Below are 16875 nucleotides of genomic sequence, written 5' to 3'. Positions count from 1 at the left end.
CGAGCAGGGCGAACCCGGTCCAGGCCGCCCCCATGGCCAGGGTGAGCAGGGCGAACACCGAGACATAAAAGCGCCGGCGCCGGGTCAGCAGCCCCTCCTTCCGGACCTGCTTCAGCAGAACCGAATAGGACGCAACCACGTCATTGGGCTTGGCGATCCGGACTTTGCGGCCGGCGGCGGTGACGCTCATAAATATCCCTGGGGGTTGGGTCGGCTTCCCAGCCATCGACTGGGGCGAGCCCCACAGATTCTTTCACTGTACGCGTACTGGCTGTGCGAAGGGTGTGCTGTTTCACTCTGGTTGCTTTTGCCCCACTCGGCTGGTAGGCGGGTGCCGGTGTGGTGTCGGGCGGGACGGCGGGCACTAGACTGGGGAGCTATGCGCGCCATTGCCAAGTACCGAACCCCCATCGTCTGGCTCCTCGTCGTGGCCCTGATCCTCAGCGTGGGTGCAGGGTTCTTTTCCGCCGTCTTCTAGGCCGCTTGTCTCCCTCCCGCCGGGCGGCCTAAGGTAGTAAGCAGGCTTAGCTTCTGGCGGAGCCCTCGTCCGGGTCGCCTCGGAGGCCCGGGAACCAACCGGCGACGGAGGAAAAATGAATCCACATTCTGCAAGCAGCGACCAGTACACCTTCCAGAACCCCGTGACGCGGTTCGAAAGCATTGCTCCGCCGAAGCAGGACCAGCCGGAGCCAGGACTGGACCGTGATCTCGCGCCCCACGCGGACCGCGGGGAGACCTCCTACCGCGGCACCGGCCGGCTCGAGGGCCGCAAGGCCCTGATCACCGGTGCGGATTCCGGAATCGGCGCCGCCGTCGCCATCGCCTTCGCGCGGGAAGGCGCCGACGTCGCCATCGGCTACCTGCCGGAGGAGGAGCCCGACGCCGACACCGTGATCCGGCTGATCGAGGAGAGCGGACGAAAGGGCGTGAAGCTCCCCGGCGACGTCAAGGACCCTGACTTCTGCCGATCCATGGTGCAGCAGGCCGCCGAACAGCTGGGCGGCCTCGACATCCTCGTGAACAATGCGGCCAAACAGGTGGCGGTCGAGTCCCTCGAGGACCTGACGGACGAGCAGCTCGAGCACACGTACAAGACAAACATCCAGTCCTTCTTCTGGATTACGCGGGAGGCCCTGAAGTTCCTTCCGCCGGGTTCCTCGATCGTCAACAGCACTTCGATCCAGGCCTACGAGCCCTCCCCGACGCTGATCGACTACGCCAGCACGAAGGCGGCGATCAACAACTTCACCAAGGGAATGGCCCAGCAGCTCGCACCCAAGGGCATCCGGGTCAACGCAGTGGCCCCGGGCCCCATCTGGACGCCGCTTCAGGTCTCGGACGGCCAGCCCAAGGAGGCCCTGCCGGAGTTCGGAAAGAGCACGCCCCTGGGGCGGGCCGGCCAGCCAGTCGAGCTGGCACCGGCGTATGTTTTCCTCGCCTCCGCGGAGTCAAGCTTCGTGCTGGGGGAGACCCTCAACGTCAACGGAGGGATGCCCTCGCCGTGATGCTGAGCGCCCAGCGGTGTGAGGCACACAAAAGCCCCGGGTTCCTTGGGAACCCGGGGCTTTGTGCTGCTCCGGCGGCAGGCCGAAGCAGGTCTCGGCGGCCTAGCCGCGGCCGAGCTCGTCGTAGTCAGCGCGGTCGATCCGGCGGTGGTAGCGCATCCCGGCGAGGCCGCCGAGAATCGCGCCGATCAGCGCCGCGAGGGCGGCAACCACGACGGAGATGACCCCGGCGGTGGTCAGGTCGCCCTCGTTGATGGGCAGCCGCGGGAAGCTGTTGAGGTTGGCGAGGATGTCGAACTGGCTGCCGGCAATAACGCCGAGGATGGCCACGACGACGGCGATGATGAGGGCCCACAACCACACCGCGATTCCCTGCTTGGCGCCGTCGAATCGAGCCATCCGCCCTGCGACGTACCCGCCGGCGAAGTAGGAGACCAGCAGCAGCACCAGCAGCACGATCGCGGAGGTGACCCCGACCGTCTGGGCATCACGGGATGCCTGGTTGGCGGCTTCATTGAGGTTGGTGTTCGTCGAAAGGCTGAAAACGGCGCCGGCCGCCGCGAGCAGGGCGGTCAGCAGCACCGCCATGCCGGTGGCCGTCAGCCAGCCGAAGAAGGCGGAGCCGAACTTCATGCCGCCGAACTCTTCCTTTTCGCGCTGGTGAAGTGCGCGGCGGTCGGCGGCAGCCGGGATGGCGTCGTCGGCCACGGAATGGCGGTCGGCGCGGTTGCGGTGGGCATCCTCGTCGGGATCCAGCGAGTGGGATCCGGAGTCCTTGGTCGCACTGACGGGGACAGCGCGGGTGTGCGCGCGGGTGGCGGTGTCGTCGGCCCCGGCGTCGCCGACCCGGTCTGCGGGGGTGTGTTCGCGGGTCGCGGTGTCGTCGGATGGCGCCTCGCCGACGCTGCTCGCACCGGTGGAGTGCTGCGCGTCATTCCCGCGGGCGTGCGCTCCCTGCTCCTGGTCGGTGCCGCGGGGGCGCCGCAGAGCTCCGTCGGTGTCCCCTGTTCCTGGCGTACTCATGCGTCCTCCTGTTTGCAAGACCAAATATTACTCAGTTCCCTTAGTATTGCAGGCCGCGCAGTGGAACTCCACGTGTCGGGGCGCGCCGGTCCCGGGTGGGAGACTGGGCACATGGACTTCCAGGTGTTGATGACGGTGGTGAGCGGACTGCTCATTGCGGTGGGGACTGCCGGTGTTGTGGTTCCGGTGCTGCCCGGCAGCGTGCTGATCGTTGGATCGCTGCTGCTGTGGGCCCTCGCCGTCGAAAGCGCCGTGGGATGGGTGGTCTTCGTCGTGGGATCCCTGTTCGCTGTGGCCGGCCTGCTCTCCGGGCTGGTCCTGACCGGAAGGACCCTGAAACGCCAGCAGATTCCGGGCCGCTCGGTGACGATCGGGCTGATCATCGGCGTGGTGGGGATGTTCGCGGTCCCCGTGGTGGGGTTGTTTCTGGGGTTCGCGCTGGGGCTGTTCGCCAGCGAATACCAGCGGCAGCGCAACGCCCGGTCCGCCCTGTCCTCGAGCCTTCAGGCCCTGAAGGCCACCGGGCTGGGCATCCTGGCCGAGCTCGGCTTCGCATTCGCCGCCGGCACCACCTGGATCCTTGGCGTCTGGGTGCACTTCGCCTGAGGCCGGCGCCCAACGGACCCGATAACGACAAACGCACCCGATAATTCGGGTGCGTTTGTCGTTATCGGGTGCATTTGCTGCCAGGGGCGGCCGGGAGCCGCGGGCTACCTGCCGAAGTTCTTCCCGTAGCGGGTCTTGTCGGCCCGGTTGATCGAGCCGGGGCGGCGGGTCTGGGCGCCGCTGCGCTTCTGCATCACCTTGGAGACCACAATGGGGGCCAGCGCCCAGAGGATTCGCTTGAGCATGACGGTTTATCCTTTCGTCCGGTGCCGGAATCGGCATCGATGCTAATCCTACTGACTAATCGTCCGTCGAGGGACCGTTCGCCACGAAACCCCGGAGTGCCGTCAACTGCGTTCGGCGCACTTCCGGGTTCAGGTACATCATGTGGCCGGCTTCATGGAAGTGGTGCGAGAAGCGGGCCTTCGCCTGGTCGCTGAGGGTCATGTGCGCCCAGACGTATTCGGCGGCGAAGTGCGGAGTGGCGCCGTCGTAGTAGCCGTAGTCGACGTGCACCCGGAGGGCGGGATTGTGGACGAGGAGGCGCTCGAGCACGTTCGAGACATCGACGGGCGCGCCCTCAAAGGTTCGGTAGCTCCAGGGCTGCACCCTGGCGGTGAGGATCTCGTAGGGGAGGTCGTTTTCGTAGCCCAGTTCGGCGCGCACGTAGTGGTTCATCGCGGCGGCAAAGGGCCCGGTGATCGCCCGCATGCTTGGATCGTCCCAGGAACCGGAGCTCTGGAGGTTCTCGGGAGGGGCGGTGAACCTGCCATCGATCCGGCCGACGGCCAGGCCCTCGCCGCGCAGCAGTTCGGCGGCGAACTCGGAGTAGTCCCAGCGCAGGTTCGTGCGGCGGATGAATCCCTCGTCGAGGGTGGTGAGGGCACCCAGGCGGGCGACGGCGTCGTCGTACTCGGCCTGGGTGAGCCGGTTGCCCTGGGTGAGGGCATAGCCGAAGTCCGCGGCGGCGAACTGCTCGGCGTCCCGCACCACCTCGGCCAGGCCCCGCCCGTTGTGGCGGCCGTGGAAGTGGGCGATGGCGGCGTACGTGGGAAGGTGGAGGGCGTAGGGCAGGTCGCTACCCGGGAAGAAGCGCAGGGTAGACATGTTGAGCACCGTGGAGATGAGGCCGAGGCCGTTCACCGCCATCCCATAGGCGTCGAACAGGCGGCCGGCGACGGCGACCGCACGCAGCGTGCCATAGGACTCTCCGACAAGGTACTTGGGGGACAACCAGCGGTTGTTGCGGGTGGTCCAGAGGCGGATCACCTCGGCGACGAGGTCCCGGTCCTCGATGAAGGCGTGGAATTCGTCGGTCTTCTCCCCTTCCACGACGCGCGAGAAGCCCGTGTTGACCGGGTCGATCATCACGAGGTCGCTGGTTTCGAGCAGGGACTCGGGGTTGTCGACAAGCCCGAAGGGGGCGGGGGTCATCGCTCCGACGTCGCCGGCGTCCACCAGCCGGGGCCCGAGCAGGCCCAGGTGGAGCCACACCGAGGAGGATCCGGGTCCGCCGTTGAAGGCGAAGGTCACGGGGCGGTCGGGCTCCCCGTCATCCTTGGTGTATGCGGCAAGGAAGATTTCGGCCTTGGGCCGGAAGCCGTCGGCCCGGCCGTCCTTGATTTCCTCCCGGCGCAGCACGAGCCGCCCGGTGGTCGTCGTGTACTTCAGGCCCGACGGCGAGGTATGGCCGCGCGAGACGAAGTCGTCGCTGACGTCCTTCGATTCGGTGGGCGGGTCGGCGGGAGTCGGGGTTTCTGTCGGATCATCAGCCATGGCACGAGCCTAACCGTGGTTGATTCAGGCAACCACTAGGAGTCCACGGGCTGGGCGGGACGCCGGGCGGCGTTGAGGGCCTCGCCCGACCAGACGGTGCCCTGCTGCGGCCGCGCGTAGAACAGCGCGGCCACCAGCCCAATGAGGATGACGGCGGCAGGCAGGTAGAGGGCCTGCCCCATGGAGAGCGCGTAGCCGGCCTGGGCCGCCTCGGGCAGGGCCGACCCGGCGTCCGCGGATCCGCCGTCGAGGTTGGCGCTGAGCCGGGCCTGCATCATCGCCGCGATGGCGGAGCTGCCCAGCACCGCGCCGACCTGCCGCGTGGTGTTGTAGACGCCCGAGCCGGCCCCGGCCAGCGAAGGGTCGAGGTTTCGGGTGGCGGTGAGGGAGACCGGGGCCCAGATGCCAGCGCTTGAGAATCCGAGAAGCGAGACCGGAAGCAGGATCAGCCACAGTGGGACATCCGGGGTGAGAATCGCGCCAAGCCAGAACAGGCCGGCCGACATCCCGGCGAAGCCGAGCACCGCCATGAGCTTCGGGTCGTTGCGCTGGACGAACCTGCCCACAAATGGAGCAAGGACGCCGGAGACCACGGCCATCGGCGTAAGCAGAAGAGCCGCCTGCGTGGGACTGAGCCCTCGCACGTTCTGGGCGTAGAGCATCAGGGGCAGGGCCATCGTGGTGATCGAGAAACCCATGGCGGTGATCGAGGTGTTCGCGAGGGAGAAGTTGCGGTCCCGGAACAGCCGCAGCGGAAGCAGCGGTTCCGCCCGGTTGAGGCGCTGCCACAGCACGAAGGCCGTCAGGAGGACCAGCCCGGCAATGATCAGGGACCATACGGTCACCGGCCCGGCGATGGTGCCCCAGTCGTACAGTTCTCCCTCCTGGATGCCGAAGACGAGGCAGAACATCCCCGCCGCACTGAGCAGCACGCCCAGGAGGTCGAAGCGGTGGCTGTTCGTCTTCAGCCGCGGCACGAGCCGGTAGGCAAGGATGAACCCGACCACTCCCACCGGGAGGTTGATGAAGAAAATCCACTCCCATCCCAGGCTGTCCACCAGGATGCCGCCGAGGACCGGACCGACGAGGGTGGCCACGCCTGCCACCGAGCCCCACAGTCCCATGGCGGCGCCGCGCCGTTCCGGCGGGAAGATGCGGGTGATCACCGACATGGTCTGGGGGGTCATGAAGGCGGCCCCGAGACCCTGGAGGACGCGGGCGAGAATGAGGGTTCCGACCGAATCTGCGAGCCCGCACCAGGCGCTGGAAAGGGTGAAGACCACAAGCCCCACGAGATAGATCCGGCGCGGACCGAAGCGGTCACCCAGCCTGCCGGTAATGAGCAGCGGCACGGCGAACGCCAGCAGGTAGGCGCTGGTGACCCAGATGACCTCGTCCAGGGTCGCGCCGAGGCCCTCCATGATGGCAGGGGTCGCCACCGAGACGATTGTCGAGTCGACGAGGATCATGAAAAACCCGATCACCAGGGACCATAGAGCGGGCCAGGGCCGGATGTCCCCGCCCTCGGAAGTCGGCTGGGCGGTTACCGATTCGTCGCGGGGCATGGTTCACAGGTTACTCCTGTGGGCCGACGAAACCCGCGGCGGTTCCCGGCCCCACCGACAGCGGTGGGCCTGGTTCGGGCCAGGTGGGACAGCATCCCGGCGTGCGGGGTGACGCCGACGCCGGCGCTGGCAAGGACGAGCGGCCGGTCGGAGGGCTGCAGCACCACCTCCCCGAACGGAGCGGAGACCTGCACCCAGTCATCGATGGTGAAGCGGTCATGGAGGGCGGCCGACACCTCACCCCTGGGGGCCCACTGCGGGGCGTTCGCGCTTGGCAGTGACCTGCCTAAGGGTTCCGTCGTCGGCGGCGGGGACTGATTCAACTCTCGCCAATTTCTACAACGTGTAGAAATTCGACGGCACCCATCACGTCCGCCTCACGGAGCACCTTCCCGCCGGCACCGGATGTCGGAGCCCGGAGGGAGCACGCGGGCGGCGCTTGCCGACCGGCTTTGAGCAAAGCGGGAACTATTCGCTAGAGTGAGGGGGTCGGGGCTTTAGCTCAGTTGGTAGAGCGTTTCGTTCGCAATGAAAAGGTCAGGGGTTCGATTCCCCTAAGCTCCACTATGAAGGCCGTTTGGCCTGCGGAAACGTCGGGATGAAGGGCTTTTCTCCTCTCTCGCGAAGGCTCAACCACACGGAAACCACACGCTTTCGTCGACGTTGGGTTGGGCCGGTGGCGTTGAGCTTCGTCCGTCCCGAACTTTCGTTGTGGTAGCTGACATTCACATGGACAGATGATCCGGGCCGAGTGGCGACTCATCGCCGAACTGTTGGAGGGTCGCCGTGAGGTCCGGTGACTCGGTCGCCTTGGCGATGTAGTGCTTCTCTGTGATTGCCGTCCCGGAATGGCCCAGTTGGGCTGCAGCCTGCCTGGAGCTGTATTCCTGGTTGATGAGAGTGGCAACCGATTTACGGAAGACATGCGGGGTTACCCACTCGTAGGGCGATCCCGCGCGGGCGTCCCGCCATTGCCTGCGGAAGTTGTGGGGGCTGCGCACTGTCCCCGTGGAGGACGGAAACAGCATGTCTTCAGGCTTGGGCCGCTCGGCCGAATACCTGCGTTGGAGTGTTTGCACGGCAAAGGGCGGCACTTTCATCGTGCGGAAGCCCGCTTTCGTCTTCGGATGGTCTTGCCGGTAGGCGCCGCGGCCTTTCTCCATGACGACGGTTCCCGAGATGGTGATGGTGGGCGGTTCCGCTTGGAGATCGACGTCCTGCCAGCGGATAGCTAGGACCTCACCAATTCGGGCGCCAGTGGCAAGGAAGATATCGAGAACGTCCAGTAGGTCTGCTGCGCGAGGCCGCCCCTGGTGGGTGGGGTCCTTTTGCCACTCGTCAATGACAGTCCGGAGCTTCTGAACGTCTTCGACTGACAGTGCCTTGACGTCTTTCCTGGCGATTTTGATGGGTCCGACATCCCGGACTGGATTGCTGCGCACGGCATCGTGCCGGAGCGCGAGACCGATCATGCCGGTCAGAACGATCTTTGAATGACGTGCGGTGGCAGGGTGGTCTGCGGCGACGTTTTTGAGGAACCGGTCAATACGGCCGGTGCTCAGCTCGTGCAGCCGGAGTCCGGCCAGTGCAGGCTCGATGACACGCCTGTAGGTGTCACGGTAGCCATCGATGGTCCTTCGGCCCGCGCGACCATTGTTCTCAATTTCTTCGAACCACAGATCGCTGAGCTCGGATAGCCGAGTAGTCCTGGAAATTTCACTTGAGATAGGGGCCCGCCGATCTTGAAACGAAGTGACAAGGGTTCGCTCGGCGGCGGCTCCGCTGGTTCCCCAGGCTTCCGCGGTGCGGGTGATGCCGTCAGTGTCCCGGTATCTTGTCGTCGCACGCCAGCGGCCATTCGGGTGTTTTTTTCGGCTGATCTTCCCCCATGTTCCGAGCGGTAGAGGAGGCCTGGGAGACATTTAGGTTTCCAATCGAGAAGACAGCCAGGAGTCGTAGTCGGTGCGGCTGATTCGAAGATGCCTTCCGATTCGATACGCGCGGGGGCCGAGGTGTTTGACCCGCCACTGGTAGAACGTCTGCTCTGGAATCTGTAGTTGGGTGCAGATGTCCTTCGGGGTCAGCCACTGATCGTCGGCAGCTTCTGCAGTGTTGCTGCTTTCTGGGGTGGTGGTCATGAAATTCTTTCCGTCGTAGTTGCCGGCCCAAGGGCAAGATCTGTTCCCAGTTCATGGGAGCAGGGAGTCGGGACGGCATGACGGACACTTGAAAAGTTGCCGTCAGCGGCGCCACCGGGGCCCTGCACGTGCTCGGGAAGAGTGCATATCCAACGTGCGATATGACTGGACGTGAGTCGGCACTCACGGCGATTGCCTTTGATGCCAGAGGTGTGAGGTGGTTGGTGTGCTAGGGCTGGATGCATCGCCTGGCCGGGCGAGGGCTGCAGGTATAGCGGCGGTCGCTCTTCATGCTGCGGGACAGCCAGACGAAGCCATCGCCTCGCTTCTCGATCTAGTGGTGGACTTTGTTCTCACCTCTGACCCTGAGCGCTACACGCCAGCAATCAGTGGAAGCGCGGCAGATATTCGCTCCTTGGAAAGTCCGGAGCATTTGAAAGTCCGGAGCATTTGTACGCAGTGATTCCCACTCAGGGATCCCTTAGCGTGCCGTCTTCTTGCTGAGCTTCGTATTGACGTCGAGCAGATATACAAGGTCGTGTCGTCGCACTGTGGCACGGGCTCGGAAGGCCTCCTGCGCACCTGCGGCCGCGACGCGGACGGCGGCTGCTGCAGCAGCAGCAGGAGTGGGAAGAGCTGCTGCGAGGTCGGTGAAGTTCGCTACAGCCACCAGCAATGTCGGCAGACCGTAACCTTCCGTGAACAGTCGCTTAGCTGTCTCCGATCCCACACGCGTCGCCGTCGCACTTTTGCGCAGATCTTCCAGTTTTGGGCGAACCGCATCGTGCCATAATTCGTCAATTTCGCTCGGAAGGGTTTCATCCAGAGCCGAGGACTGAAGCTTGCTGGCTAACTCCTTAACTGCCTCTCTGTATGCCGCTCTGCCCTCGCCGAGTTCTTCGCGGGCTTCCAAAATATGGCTCATCGGGGCATCCGGAAAGGTGGGTAGCCGCTCCACCAAGCCCGCACCAACGGCTGTCCGACGGGAACGATTATCAGCCACCGCCGGCAACCCATCTGCATAGCCGCCTGCTTCACGCAGGAACTCAGTGGTGACCTGATCAAGAAGAACCGATGAACTGGGATCAGCCAGTGCTTGCGTGAGGCGGTCGCGGAACCAGTTGACTTGCTCAGCAGTGCTGTCCTCCAGGCGGCTTCCGTCGCTGATAAGAGTGACAAAACCTGCGTCCAACGCCATGTCAAGCTCCAACGCCTCAGCACTGTCGAACACCTCTACCGCCTGTTGCCTAATTTTGATGATCGCAGGCCGCCACAGAGCCTCAGCCTGTTGGCGCAACGGGTCATCAACAGGTCTAGCGCCTAGCACGCGCATCGCGGCGCTGAATTGTCGGGGCGTCACCTCCTCGACTCCCAAGCGCTTCAATGTCTCAGCCGGTAGATCCGCGATCGTTCGCCATGGATCCTCCGGATCTGTGTCGAGCAACGGGGAGAAGGTGCGCATCCACGCCGCGCTGGGTGCAACTAGATTTACGTGATCCGCATATAAGAGTGAACTGCGCAATAGCCGCAACTCGTTATCCAGTGCCGGCTGACCACTACTCTTCATGCGCGGGCTGGCCCCAACGGTGACAGTCAGACCAAAACCGTTCGATTTAAGCGTGTGACGATTCCGGCGAGATGGCCTGCGTGATTTTTTCCCCATGGAATCATCATCTCGCATCGCGTAGATTTCCGACGGTCATGCCCGTAGGACGGCCCCTCACGGTTCGTGCTCGAGCTGAGTTGTGCCGGGCTCGCATGGTGGCGACTAATGGTTCATGCAGACGCCCGAACGCGGATCAACTGAACGTGCTGCTTTGGTTCCCCGTCCTCGTTCCACGTCATCGTTACGCGTGCGTTTCCGCTTCGGATTCCGATGAGTGAGAACTGAACTTCGGAGTTCGGCGGTAGGTCGAATGGCTCTGGTTTCTCAAACATGAAATGACCGTCGATTTCGTCAACCGTTATGTCAATGTTCGAAGCTGTTGTATTTCCTCTGTTTTCGATAACGAGGTCATTCATCAGGATTCGGTACCGCGGACGTCCTCGAGTGTCCTGGCCGTTCGCCTCACGCTGGTACTCATGTCGGGCTGATAGTTCAGCGCCTGACGGCGCTGACGCGGGAGCTGTCGGAGAAGGTGCCCATTGGTTTGAGCTGACGTCATAATCAAGTGCAGCGTGAACCTGGCTCGCGAGGTTTTCCGGGCTGCTGTAAGAGCCGAGAAGACCCTCAGCTTTGAGAGTCTCCTTGAACTTGGCCAGTTTTTTTAGTTGGTCCGCATCCACAGAGCGAGGAAGGTCTTCTGTTGAGAAGTAGACATGAACTGATTTGCCGGCTTTATGTGCACGCTTGATCTCTTCTGCGGTTCCAGAAACTGCTTCAGGTGTCTCAGTGCCCAGACGAGAATCGAAGAAAGCGATCACGATTTCCGACCTGTCAACTGCCTGCGCATTGATAACGGACTGAGGGTGTCCGCCCAAGACAGGAACGGCGTGCTGCTCGTATAACCAGGGCATAGCGACAACACCCTCACGCTCAGCACGACTGACATTCCACTTGCTGACCTGCTGCTGGATGGCAGCCCTTTCATCAGCGGTATCACCGGGGGATGCAATGAGGACGACGATCGCGGTTGCAGAGAAGGCCATGTTCCTCATCCTGCCTTACCTGCGAGCAAGGTGCACTGGACATGAAGCAGTCAACCGATTCGTGCAGCAGTGTGCGTTCACTCCGCCCGATGAGCGTGCGCGCACAGGTGTCCCCGGCATGCGTCAATACGGCGCCCAAGGTGTTGCGCCAAGTACACCCAAACGCAACTGTTCAAAACGCCCCGAAACGTGATGTTCTAGGGTCTTTTTTCGGCTTTTGCAACGGATGTGCGCAGAGGTCTAGGCACCGTGCATCACGGCCCCGGTCCCACCGACTGTTCGCTAACACCGTTCTACAAGTGGTGCGTATGAGGATCCCTCAATGGACACCGTTTTGATCACTTTGAGTCGAGCTATTTCAACTGACGATTACGCCCTCTACGCCATAACGCGGGTGGCAGTATGGCGATCACGATGCCAGCGCTTATCACTAGCCAGCTTGCTAGGTGTCCGATGGTGTCCCGCGTGAAAACCCCAACCGCTATCAGAACTAGTCCTGCCAGAAGCAGACCGATAAACAATGACAGCGGTTTAGGGTGTTCCTTCTCATCAGTCATGCCCGAAGCCTAGCGTGGTGTGCGCGCCCTTAAGCCGATCCCTCACCGGGACGGCGGACGGTGGCAGCCCGGCGATGATCATGCGACTTCGATGGGCGTCTGGTTCAGGTACATGTTCCCGACCGGAGCGTTGGCGGAGAAACGACCGCATTGTCGTGCACGTACTCGACCACCTCGGGCCAACCCAGGAAGGTCAGTCCCCACCGTTGGTTCTCGGTAGCCGTCGGATCGGCCTGCGCCTCGAGCACCTGCAGGTTTTCCTTCTTGAGCCGGCCGAGTCCCAGGAACCCGAAGTAGGGGCGGTTCATCGAAGCCTTGTCAGGTGGGAAGTTCTGTTTGCGGTCCAGCGGCGGCAAATCCTGCGGCTTCTCCATGCCTTCGGGGCCGCCGTCCCAGTTGAGCACCGTGTACACGGGGTACCGGCCATTTTGCTCATAGATGCCCACCACCCGCAGCAACAGCCGCGATCCTGTGACCGGGTCGGTGAAGAGCAGGTGCTGTCCCGGCTCCAAAGACGTGTCGGGGATTTTCCGTGTCCGGATTGTCCGCGGTGCAGGAGGCGGCTGTTGCAGGGTATCCCGCAGTTTCGCCAGGGCCTTTGCCCGCTGCTTCCGGTCCTCTGAATCCCAGCGTTCGATCTCCTCCGCGGACTCGATAATGCCAAGGGCCGTCTCGATGATGCCCTTCGCTATGTGCCCTGTTCGGTGCTGGACAGCGGCCAGGGCCAGCCAGACATCATTGTTGTCGGCATCGCGCGGATCACCGACGCAATACTCCTCGATGATTTTCGCCGACGCGTCCTCCGCGGCCAGACCATTGCCGATCAGGTCTCGGTACTCGCCTCGAATGTCCGCGGCGTCGTCATTGCTAAAGATCCCTGTTCCCCATGAGCCCATGCACCCGACTATTCCACCCCTCAGCAACCACCGGCGCCCGCCTCCCACTACCGCGTGTCGATGCAGCGCGGAAGGGAACCTCGCCTCACGAAAAGGCTCTGGAACGGCGTCTCTTTTATCGTTCCCTCACCGCGACACTATTTCCGGACTGGAGCAACACTACAAACCCCATATGGAACCTGGTGCCGTGCAGTCGCGTATACCCCGCCCGAAAAAATGCCCGGTGAAGGTAGCCCAACCGCTACACTCGGGATCATGGCCGGACACTTCATCGGATACGCGCGGGTGTCCACCAATGATCAGGACCTCACGGCCCAGCGCAACGGGTTGACCGCCCTCGGTGTCCCCGAGGAGCGGGTCTATGTCGACCACGGGCTGACCGGCACCAACCGGGAAAGGCCCGGTCTCCGCGAAGCCCTGGCCGCGTGCCGGGCGGGGGACACCCTGGTGATCACGAAGCTCGACCGGCTTGCCCGGTCTCTGCCCGATGCCCGGGACATCATCGAAGACCTTACCAAACGCAAGGTGAAGCTGAGCATCGGCGGGAACGTCCACGACCCGACCGACCCCGTGGGCCGGCTCTTGTTCAACGTGCTGGCCATGGTCGCAGAATTTGAATCCGACCTCATCCGCGCCCGCACCCGCGAAGGCATGCAGGTCGCCAAGGCCAAGGGCCGGCTCCGCGGCAAACAACCCAAACTCTCCAAGTCCCAGGAAGCCCACCTTGTCTCCCTATATAAGGGAGGACAACACACCACTACAGAAATCGCCGAACTCTTCCAAGTCGCCAGGAGCACCGTGTACCGGATCGTTCAACGCACGCAAGATCCCAGCTAAGTGCCAACACGGCGTAAATACACGCCCCGCAAAAAAAGAGAAATTATCACCATCCACCGCAACGGCGGCTGCATTCAATTCGAACGGCACGACTGACAGGGATGCCGGGCAGCAACGGTAACAGGCAGCAAGCGCAACTCATGAACACGCACGGGTAATTCAGGCTAGGCAGAACATCAAGTACGCAGGTGGGCCGCACGAGCGTGTCAGCGAGCCGTGCCAGACTCATTGTGGAAACATTCGCGATTCGCTAGGTCACTTTTTTGGGGGATCACTTGATTGCCAGAGTTCGCATCCGCGGCTACCGGAAATTTAAAACTCTCGACTTCCGGCCTCACCCTATGGGCAACGTCATTGTCGGGAACAATCAGGCCGGGAAGTCGACTCTTCTGGAGGCAATAGGGATGGCGGTGACTGGCAGGGTCAACGGTCGCACGGTTTCCGAAGAACTGAACCCGTATTGGTTTCACGCCCAGACCGTGGCGGAGTACCTCGCGGCCCGTGCTCGAGGGGAGGGCCCGCCGCCACCCGAAATCTTCATCGAGGTAACTCTCCGGGATCGATCCGAGTTCGCCCCTCTCATCGGTGCCGATGACCTCGAGAAGCCAAGCGACCACGCTCCCGGCGTGCGTCTTCGCATCCGACTTAACCCGGAGTACCGGGACGAATTCGATGCGTACGTTGCCCAAGAGGGAACGAAACTGCTACCGACGGAGTACTTCAGCACCGACTGGCGATCGTTCCAAGGGAACCACCTGACTCAGCGGCCGCGTGCTCTCGCCGTCGCTGTTATCGACTCCCGAACTGTCCGGTCAACGGCGGGTATTGACTATCACCTGCGACAGGTTATTGGGGATAACCTCACCGATGAGGAACATGCGACGGTTTCAGCGGCGTTCCGTAGGGTCAAGGAAAACATGACCGCCGAACACCTCGGTGACGTGAACGCAAAACTCGCCGTCGGCGACGAGCTCCTTGATGGAGGCCATGTTGCCCTGGCAATGGACCACTCGTCACGCACCTCGTGGGACAGCAGTGTAATCCCGCACGTCGACGGCATCCCTTTCCTCTTGGCTGGGCACGGACAGCAAGCCGTGACGAAGATCGTCCTCGCAATGCGCCGCCACACGAATGCAGCCGGCGCCGTCATGATCGAGGAACCCGAGAATCACCTCTCACACTCGAACTTGAACGTGTTGCTGGACCGCATCGACACGCTCAGTCACGACGACCAGCAGGTCTTCGTCGCCACCCACAGCTCTTTCGTCCTCAACCGACTAGGTCTCGACAGGCTCCAGCTCGTGTCTAACGGCGACGTCCGACCATTCGTTGACCTCCCTCGAGACACTGTCGACTACTTTCGAAAACTGCCCGGCTTCGACACCCTCCGCCTCGTTCTCGCTCAAAGGGTGGTGTTGGTCGAGGGGCCATCGGACGAACTCCTGTTCGAACGGTTCTATCGCGATCGGTGGCGCCGTCGCCCTATGGACGACGGTATTGAGGTGTTCTCAATGCGGGGGCTGTCACATCGCCGGTTCCTCGAGCTAGCGAAACTCGTTGGCAAGCGTTGCGTTATCCTCAGCGACAACGATGGCCGGTCCCAAACCGAAATCAACGACATCCGCACCGACCTCGGCGACCTTCTCAACGAAGACCGGGTCTTGCTCTTTGGGGACGGCGCAGGTGGGCGAACCCTCGAGCCGCAGGTCCTAAACGTCAATGAAGCCGACACTTTAAGGACTATTTTAGGAACGCCCCGTGCCAACCTTGAGACGTGGATGGGTAATAACAAGACCGACGCGGCGTTGAAAATCTTTTCGGCGCAAACGACCATTACACCTCCTCCATATTTCGTCGATGCTTTGAAATTTATCCATGTCAGTGCCCAGTGAACTCGTTCTGGCCGTGGCCGGATCGCGGAAAACACAGGGTATCGTCGATGCATGCGTGGCCGCCTCGCCAAGGCAGCGAATCCTCGTTCTTACGTTCACTCTCAATAATCAGGCGGAACTGCGTCGACGAGTGAACGAAGCGAAACCGACAGCCGACATTGAAGTGTCAGGATGGTTTACTTTCCTCATCAGCCAGTTTATCCGCCCCTATCTCCCGTTCATGTTCCCGGGTCAAGACGTCAACGGGCTCGATGACAAGAGCCTGTATCAGGAGCGAGTTCCGCTGAAAGCACAGCGTCGATACTTCACCCAATCAGGGCTGCTGCGTGGAGTTCACGCCGCGCACCTGGCAACTCTCCTAATCGAGGCGTCGCGCTCACTCCCGCTGCGCCGCCTGGAGGCTATCTACGATCATATCTATATCGACGAAGTGCAGGACCTAGGCGGGTACGACTTGGAGATCGTGAATACTCTTCTGCGCTCCGCGGTTCCGTTGACAATGGTCGGGGACGTCCGACAGGCGGTCATTACGACCAGCCCGTCGGAACGGAAGCACAAGCAGTACAAGAACATGCAGGTGTGGAACTGGTTCCGCAGCCAGGAGGCAGCCGGCAGATTGGTCATCACTTACCGGTCGGAAACGTGGCGGTGCCGGCCTGAAATCGCTGCGTTCGCCGATTCGCTTTTCGACAGCGTCTGGGCGTTCCCAAAAACGGTGTCATTGAATGCGACCGCGACGGATCATGACGGCGTATTTCTCGTCCGAACCGAAGACGTCGAAGCTTACATCGAAGGGTTTGCACCCGAGAATCTCCGCTGGGGTGCTAATTCTTGGAAAAGCCACGATCACCTGACCTTTATGAACTTTGGTTCCTCGAAGGGCCTCACCCGTAAACGGGTCCTGATCTTTCCTACAGACAAGATGAAGGAGCTAATCCAGAGGGGAAAGCCCCTCGGAGACCTAGCCGCGGCGAAGCTATACGTCGGGGTGACTCGTGCTGAGCAGAGCGTCGCGTTTGTGCTCGACAAGGCCGGGGACAGTCATCATCCGTGTTGGCGGCGAGCCAATTAAAGGACGCTTCAGCATGCCGCTCACGGAAGGTGCGGCGCTAAGCGGGCGGTATGACAACAAAACGTCACCCTTGAATATGCTGAGCGAGTATCGTGCATTAGGTCCCGTCGTATCGGGGATCGGGTGTCCCAGCCCGAACGTCGATTGGGTGTCTTAGGGAGTTCTAGGTCTTTGAGGGGCACTAGGACGGACGATGGGTCGGCTTCGGTGTTTCTTATGTGGTGGATCGGAGGGGTCTTACTGGAATGGCGCCAAGCTGCCTCGGGTAGGTCGAGATGATCAGCCTGGTGATTGAGCACTTAAAGCAAAAGGACCCCCATTCCCATGGGGGTCCTCCTGATGCCCCGAGCTGCGGTCGC

General features: G+C 62.4%; 14 protein-coding genes, 1 tRNA gene and 1 pseudogene. 6 read left to right on the top strand and 10 right to left on the bottom strand.

Going from position 1 to position 16875, the window contains the following annotated elements:
- A pseudogene (locus tag GVV77_RS16805) lies at positions 1 to 190 on the bottom strand (acyl-CoA desaturase); the annotation flags it as partial.
- Positions 191 to 593: 403 nt separating this feature from the next.
- Between GVV77_RS16805 and GVV77_RS16800 the strand changes: the two are divergent.
- A complete protein-coding gene (locus GVV77_RS16800) occupies positions 594 to 1505 on the top strand; it encodes an SDR family oxidoreductase (protein ID WP_159620328.1) in 912 nt (303 codons plus the stop codon).
- 102 nt (positions 1506 to 1607) lie between these two features.
- Here GVV77_RS16800 and GVV77_RS16795 read toward each other — a convergent pair whose 3' ends face one another.
- Positions 1608 to 2528, bottom strand: coding sequence for a hypothetical protein (locus tag GVV77_RS16795; RefSeq protein WP_159620326.1), 921 nt, complete (start codon positions 2526 to 2528; stop codon positions 1608 to 1610).
- Positions 2529 to 2639: 111 nt separating this feature from the next.
- On the opposite strand from GVV77_RS16795, the gene GVV77_RS16790 reads away from it, so the two are divergent.
- The gene (locus GVV77_RS16790) at positions 2640 to 3134 is read left to right on the top strand and encodes a DUF456 domain-containing protein (protein WP_159620324.1); all 495 of its coding nucleotides are present in this window, start codon (positions 2640 to 2642) and stop codon (positions 3132 to 3134) included.
- Positions 3135 to 3238: 104 nt separating this feature from the next.
- Here the strand turns inward: GVV77_RS16790 and GVV77_RS16785 are convergent, their stop codons facing one another.
- From GVV77_RS16785 to GVV77_RS16775, 3 genes are read right to left on the bottom strand one after another with little or no spacing between them, the layout of a single operon-like run.
- Positions 3239 to 3379: a hypothetical protein gene (locus tag GVV77_RS16785; protein WP_159620322.1), complete on the bottom strand. Its 141-nt coding sequence runs from the start codon at positions 3377 to 3379 to the stop codon at positions 3239 to 3241.
- A gap of 55 nt (positions 3380 to 3434) precedes the next feature.
- Positions 3435 to 4910, bottom strand: coding sequence for a S10 family peptidase (locus GVV77_RS16780; RefSeq protein WP_159620320.1), 1476 nt, complete (start codon positions 4908 to 4910; stop codon positions 3435 to 3437).
- A gap of 35 nt (positions 4911 to 4945) precedes the next feature.
- Positions 4946 to 6475, bottom strand: coding sequence for a DHA2 family efflux MFS transporter permease subunit (locus GVV77_RS16775; protein ID WP_159620318.1), 1530 nt, complete (start codon positions 6473 to 6475; stop codon positions 4946 to 4948).
- Between the two features lie 491 nt (positions 6476 to 6966).
- Between GVV77_RS16775 and GVV77_RS16770 the strand changes: the two genes are divergently transcribed.
- Positions 6967 to 7039: transfer RNA gene (locus tag GVV77_RS16770), tRNA-Ala, on the top strand.
- A gap of 161 nt (positions 7040 to 7200) precedes the next feature.
- Here the strand turns inward: GVV77_RS16770 and GVV77_RS16765 are convergent.
- The 5 genes from GVV77_RS16765 to GVV77_RS16740 all read right to left on the bottom strand — a co-directional run bounded on the left by GVV77_RS16765 (position 7201) and on the right by GVV77_RS16740 (position 12715).
- The gene (locus GVV77_RS16765) at positions 7201 to 8397 is read right to left on the bottom strand and encodes a tyrosine-type recombinase/integrase (RefSeq protein ID WP_159620316.1); all 1197 of its coding nucleotides are present in this window, start codon (positions 8395 to 8397) and stop codon (positions 7201 to 7203) included.
- Positions 8398 to 8613, bottom strand: a complete 216-nt coding sequence (locus GVV77_RS16760) for a helix-turn-helix transcriptional regulator (protein ID WP_159620314.1) — start codon at positions 8611 to 8613, stop codon at positions 8398 to 8400. It lies immediately after the preceding gene.
- Between the two features lie 481 nt (positions 8614 to 9094).
- Positions 9095 to 10276, bottom strand: a complete 1182-nt coding sequence (locus GVV77_RS16755) for a hypothetical protein (protein WP_159620312.1) — start codon at positions 10274 to 10276, stop codon at positions 9095 to 9097.
- Between the two features lie 113 nt (positions 10277 to 10389).
- On the bottom strand, positions 10390 to 11262 hold the full coding sequence (locus GVV77_RS16750; RefSeq protein WP_159620310.1) for a DUF4062 domain-containing protein: 873 nt from the start codon (positions 11260 to 11262) through the stop codon (positions 10390 to 10392).
- Positions 11263 to 11923: 661 nt separating this feature from the next.
- The gene (locus tag GVV77_RS16740) at positions 11924 to 12715 is read right to left on the bottom strand and encodes a hypothetical protein (protein WP_159620306.1); all 792 of its coding nucleotides are present in this window, start codon (positions 12713 to 12715) and stop codon (positions 11924 to 11926) included.
- A 255-nt stretch (positions 12716 to 12970) separates the two neighbouring features.
- On the opposite strand from GVV77_RS16740, the gene GVV77_RS16735 reads away from it, so the two are divergent.
- The 3 genes from GVV77_RS16735 to GVV77_RS16725 all read left to right on the top strand — a co-directional run bounded on the left by GVV77_RS16735 (position 12971) and on the right by GVV77_RS16725 (position 16516).
- Positions 12971 to 13552 (top strand): recombinase family protein, encoded by a 582-nt coding sequence (locus tag GVV77_RS16735; RefSeq protein ID WP_159620304.1) that lies wholly within the window; start codon positions 12971 to 12973, stop codon positions 13550 to 13552.
- 263 nt (positions 13553 to 13815) lie between these two features.
- The gene (locus GVV77_RS16730) at positions 13816 to 15444 is read left to right on the top strand and encodes an ATP-dependent nuclease (protein WP_343033082.1); all 1629 of its coding nucleotides are present in this window, start codon (positions 13816 to 13818) and stop codon (positions 15442 to 15444) included.
- Positions 15428 to 16516 (top strand): UvrD-helicase domain-containing protein, encoded by a 1089-nt coding sequence (locus tag GVV77_RS16725; protein WP_210252852.1) that lies wholly within the window; start codon positions 15428 to 15430, stop codon positions 16514 to 16516. Before GVV77_RS16730 ends, GVV77_RS16725 begins: the two co-directional genes overlap by 17 nt.
- The last annotated feature ends 359 nt before the right edge of the window (positions 16517 to 16875 follow it).

Origin of the sequence: Arthrobacter zhaoguopingii, assembly GCF_009828605.1 — a bacterium.
In the GTDB taxonomy this organism is placed as follows: Bacteria; Actinomycetota; Actinomycetes; order Actinomycetales; family Micrococcaceae; genus Arthrobacter_D; species Arthrobacter_D zhaoguopingii.
Note: the sequence above shows the minus strand (reverse complement) of the source record. Positions and strands in the feature narration are given on the sequence as shown.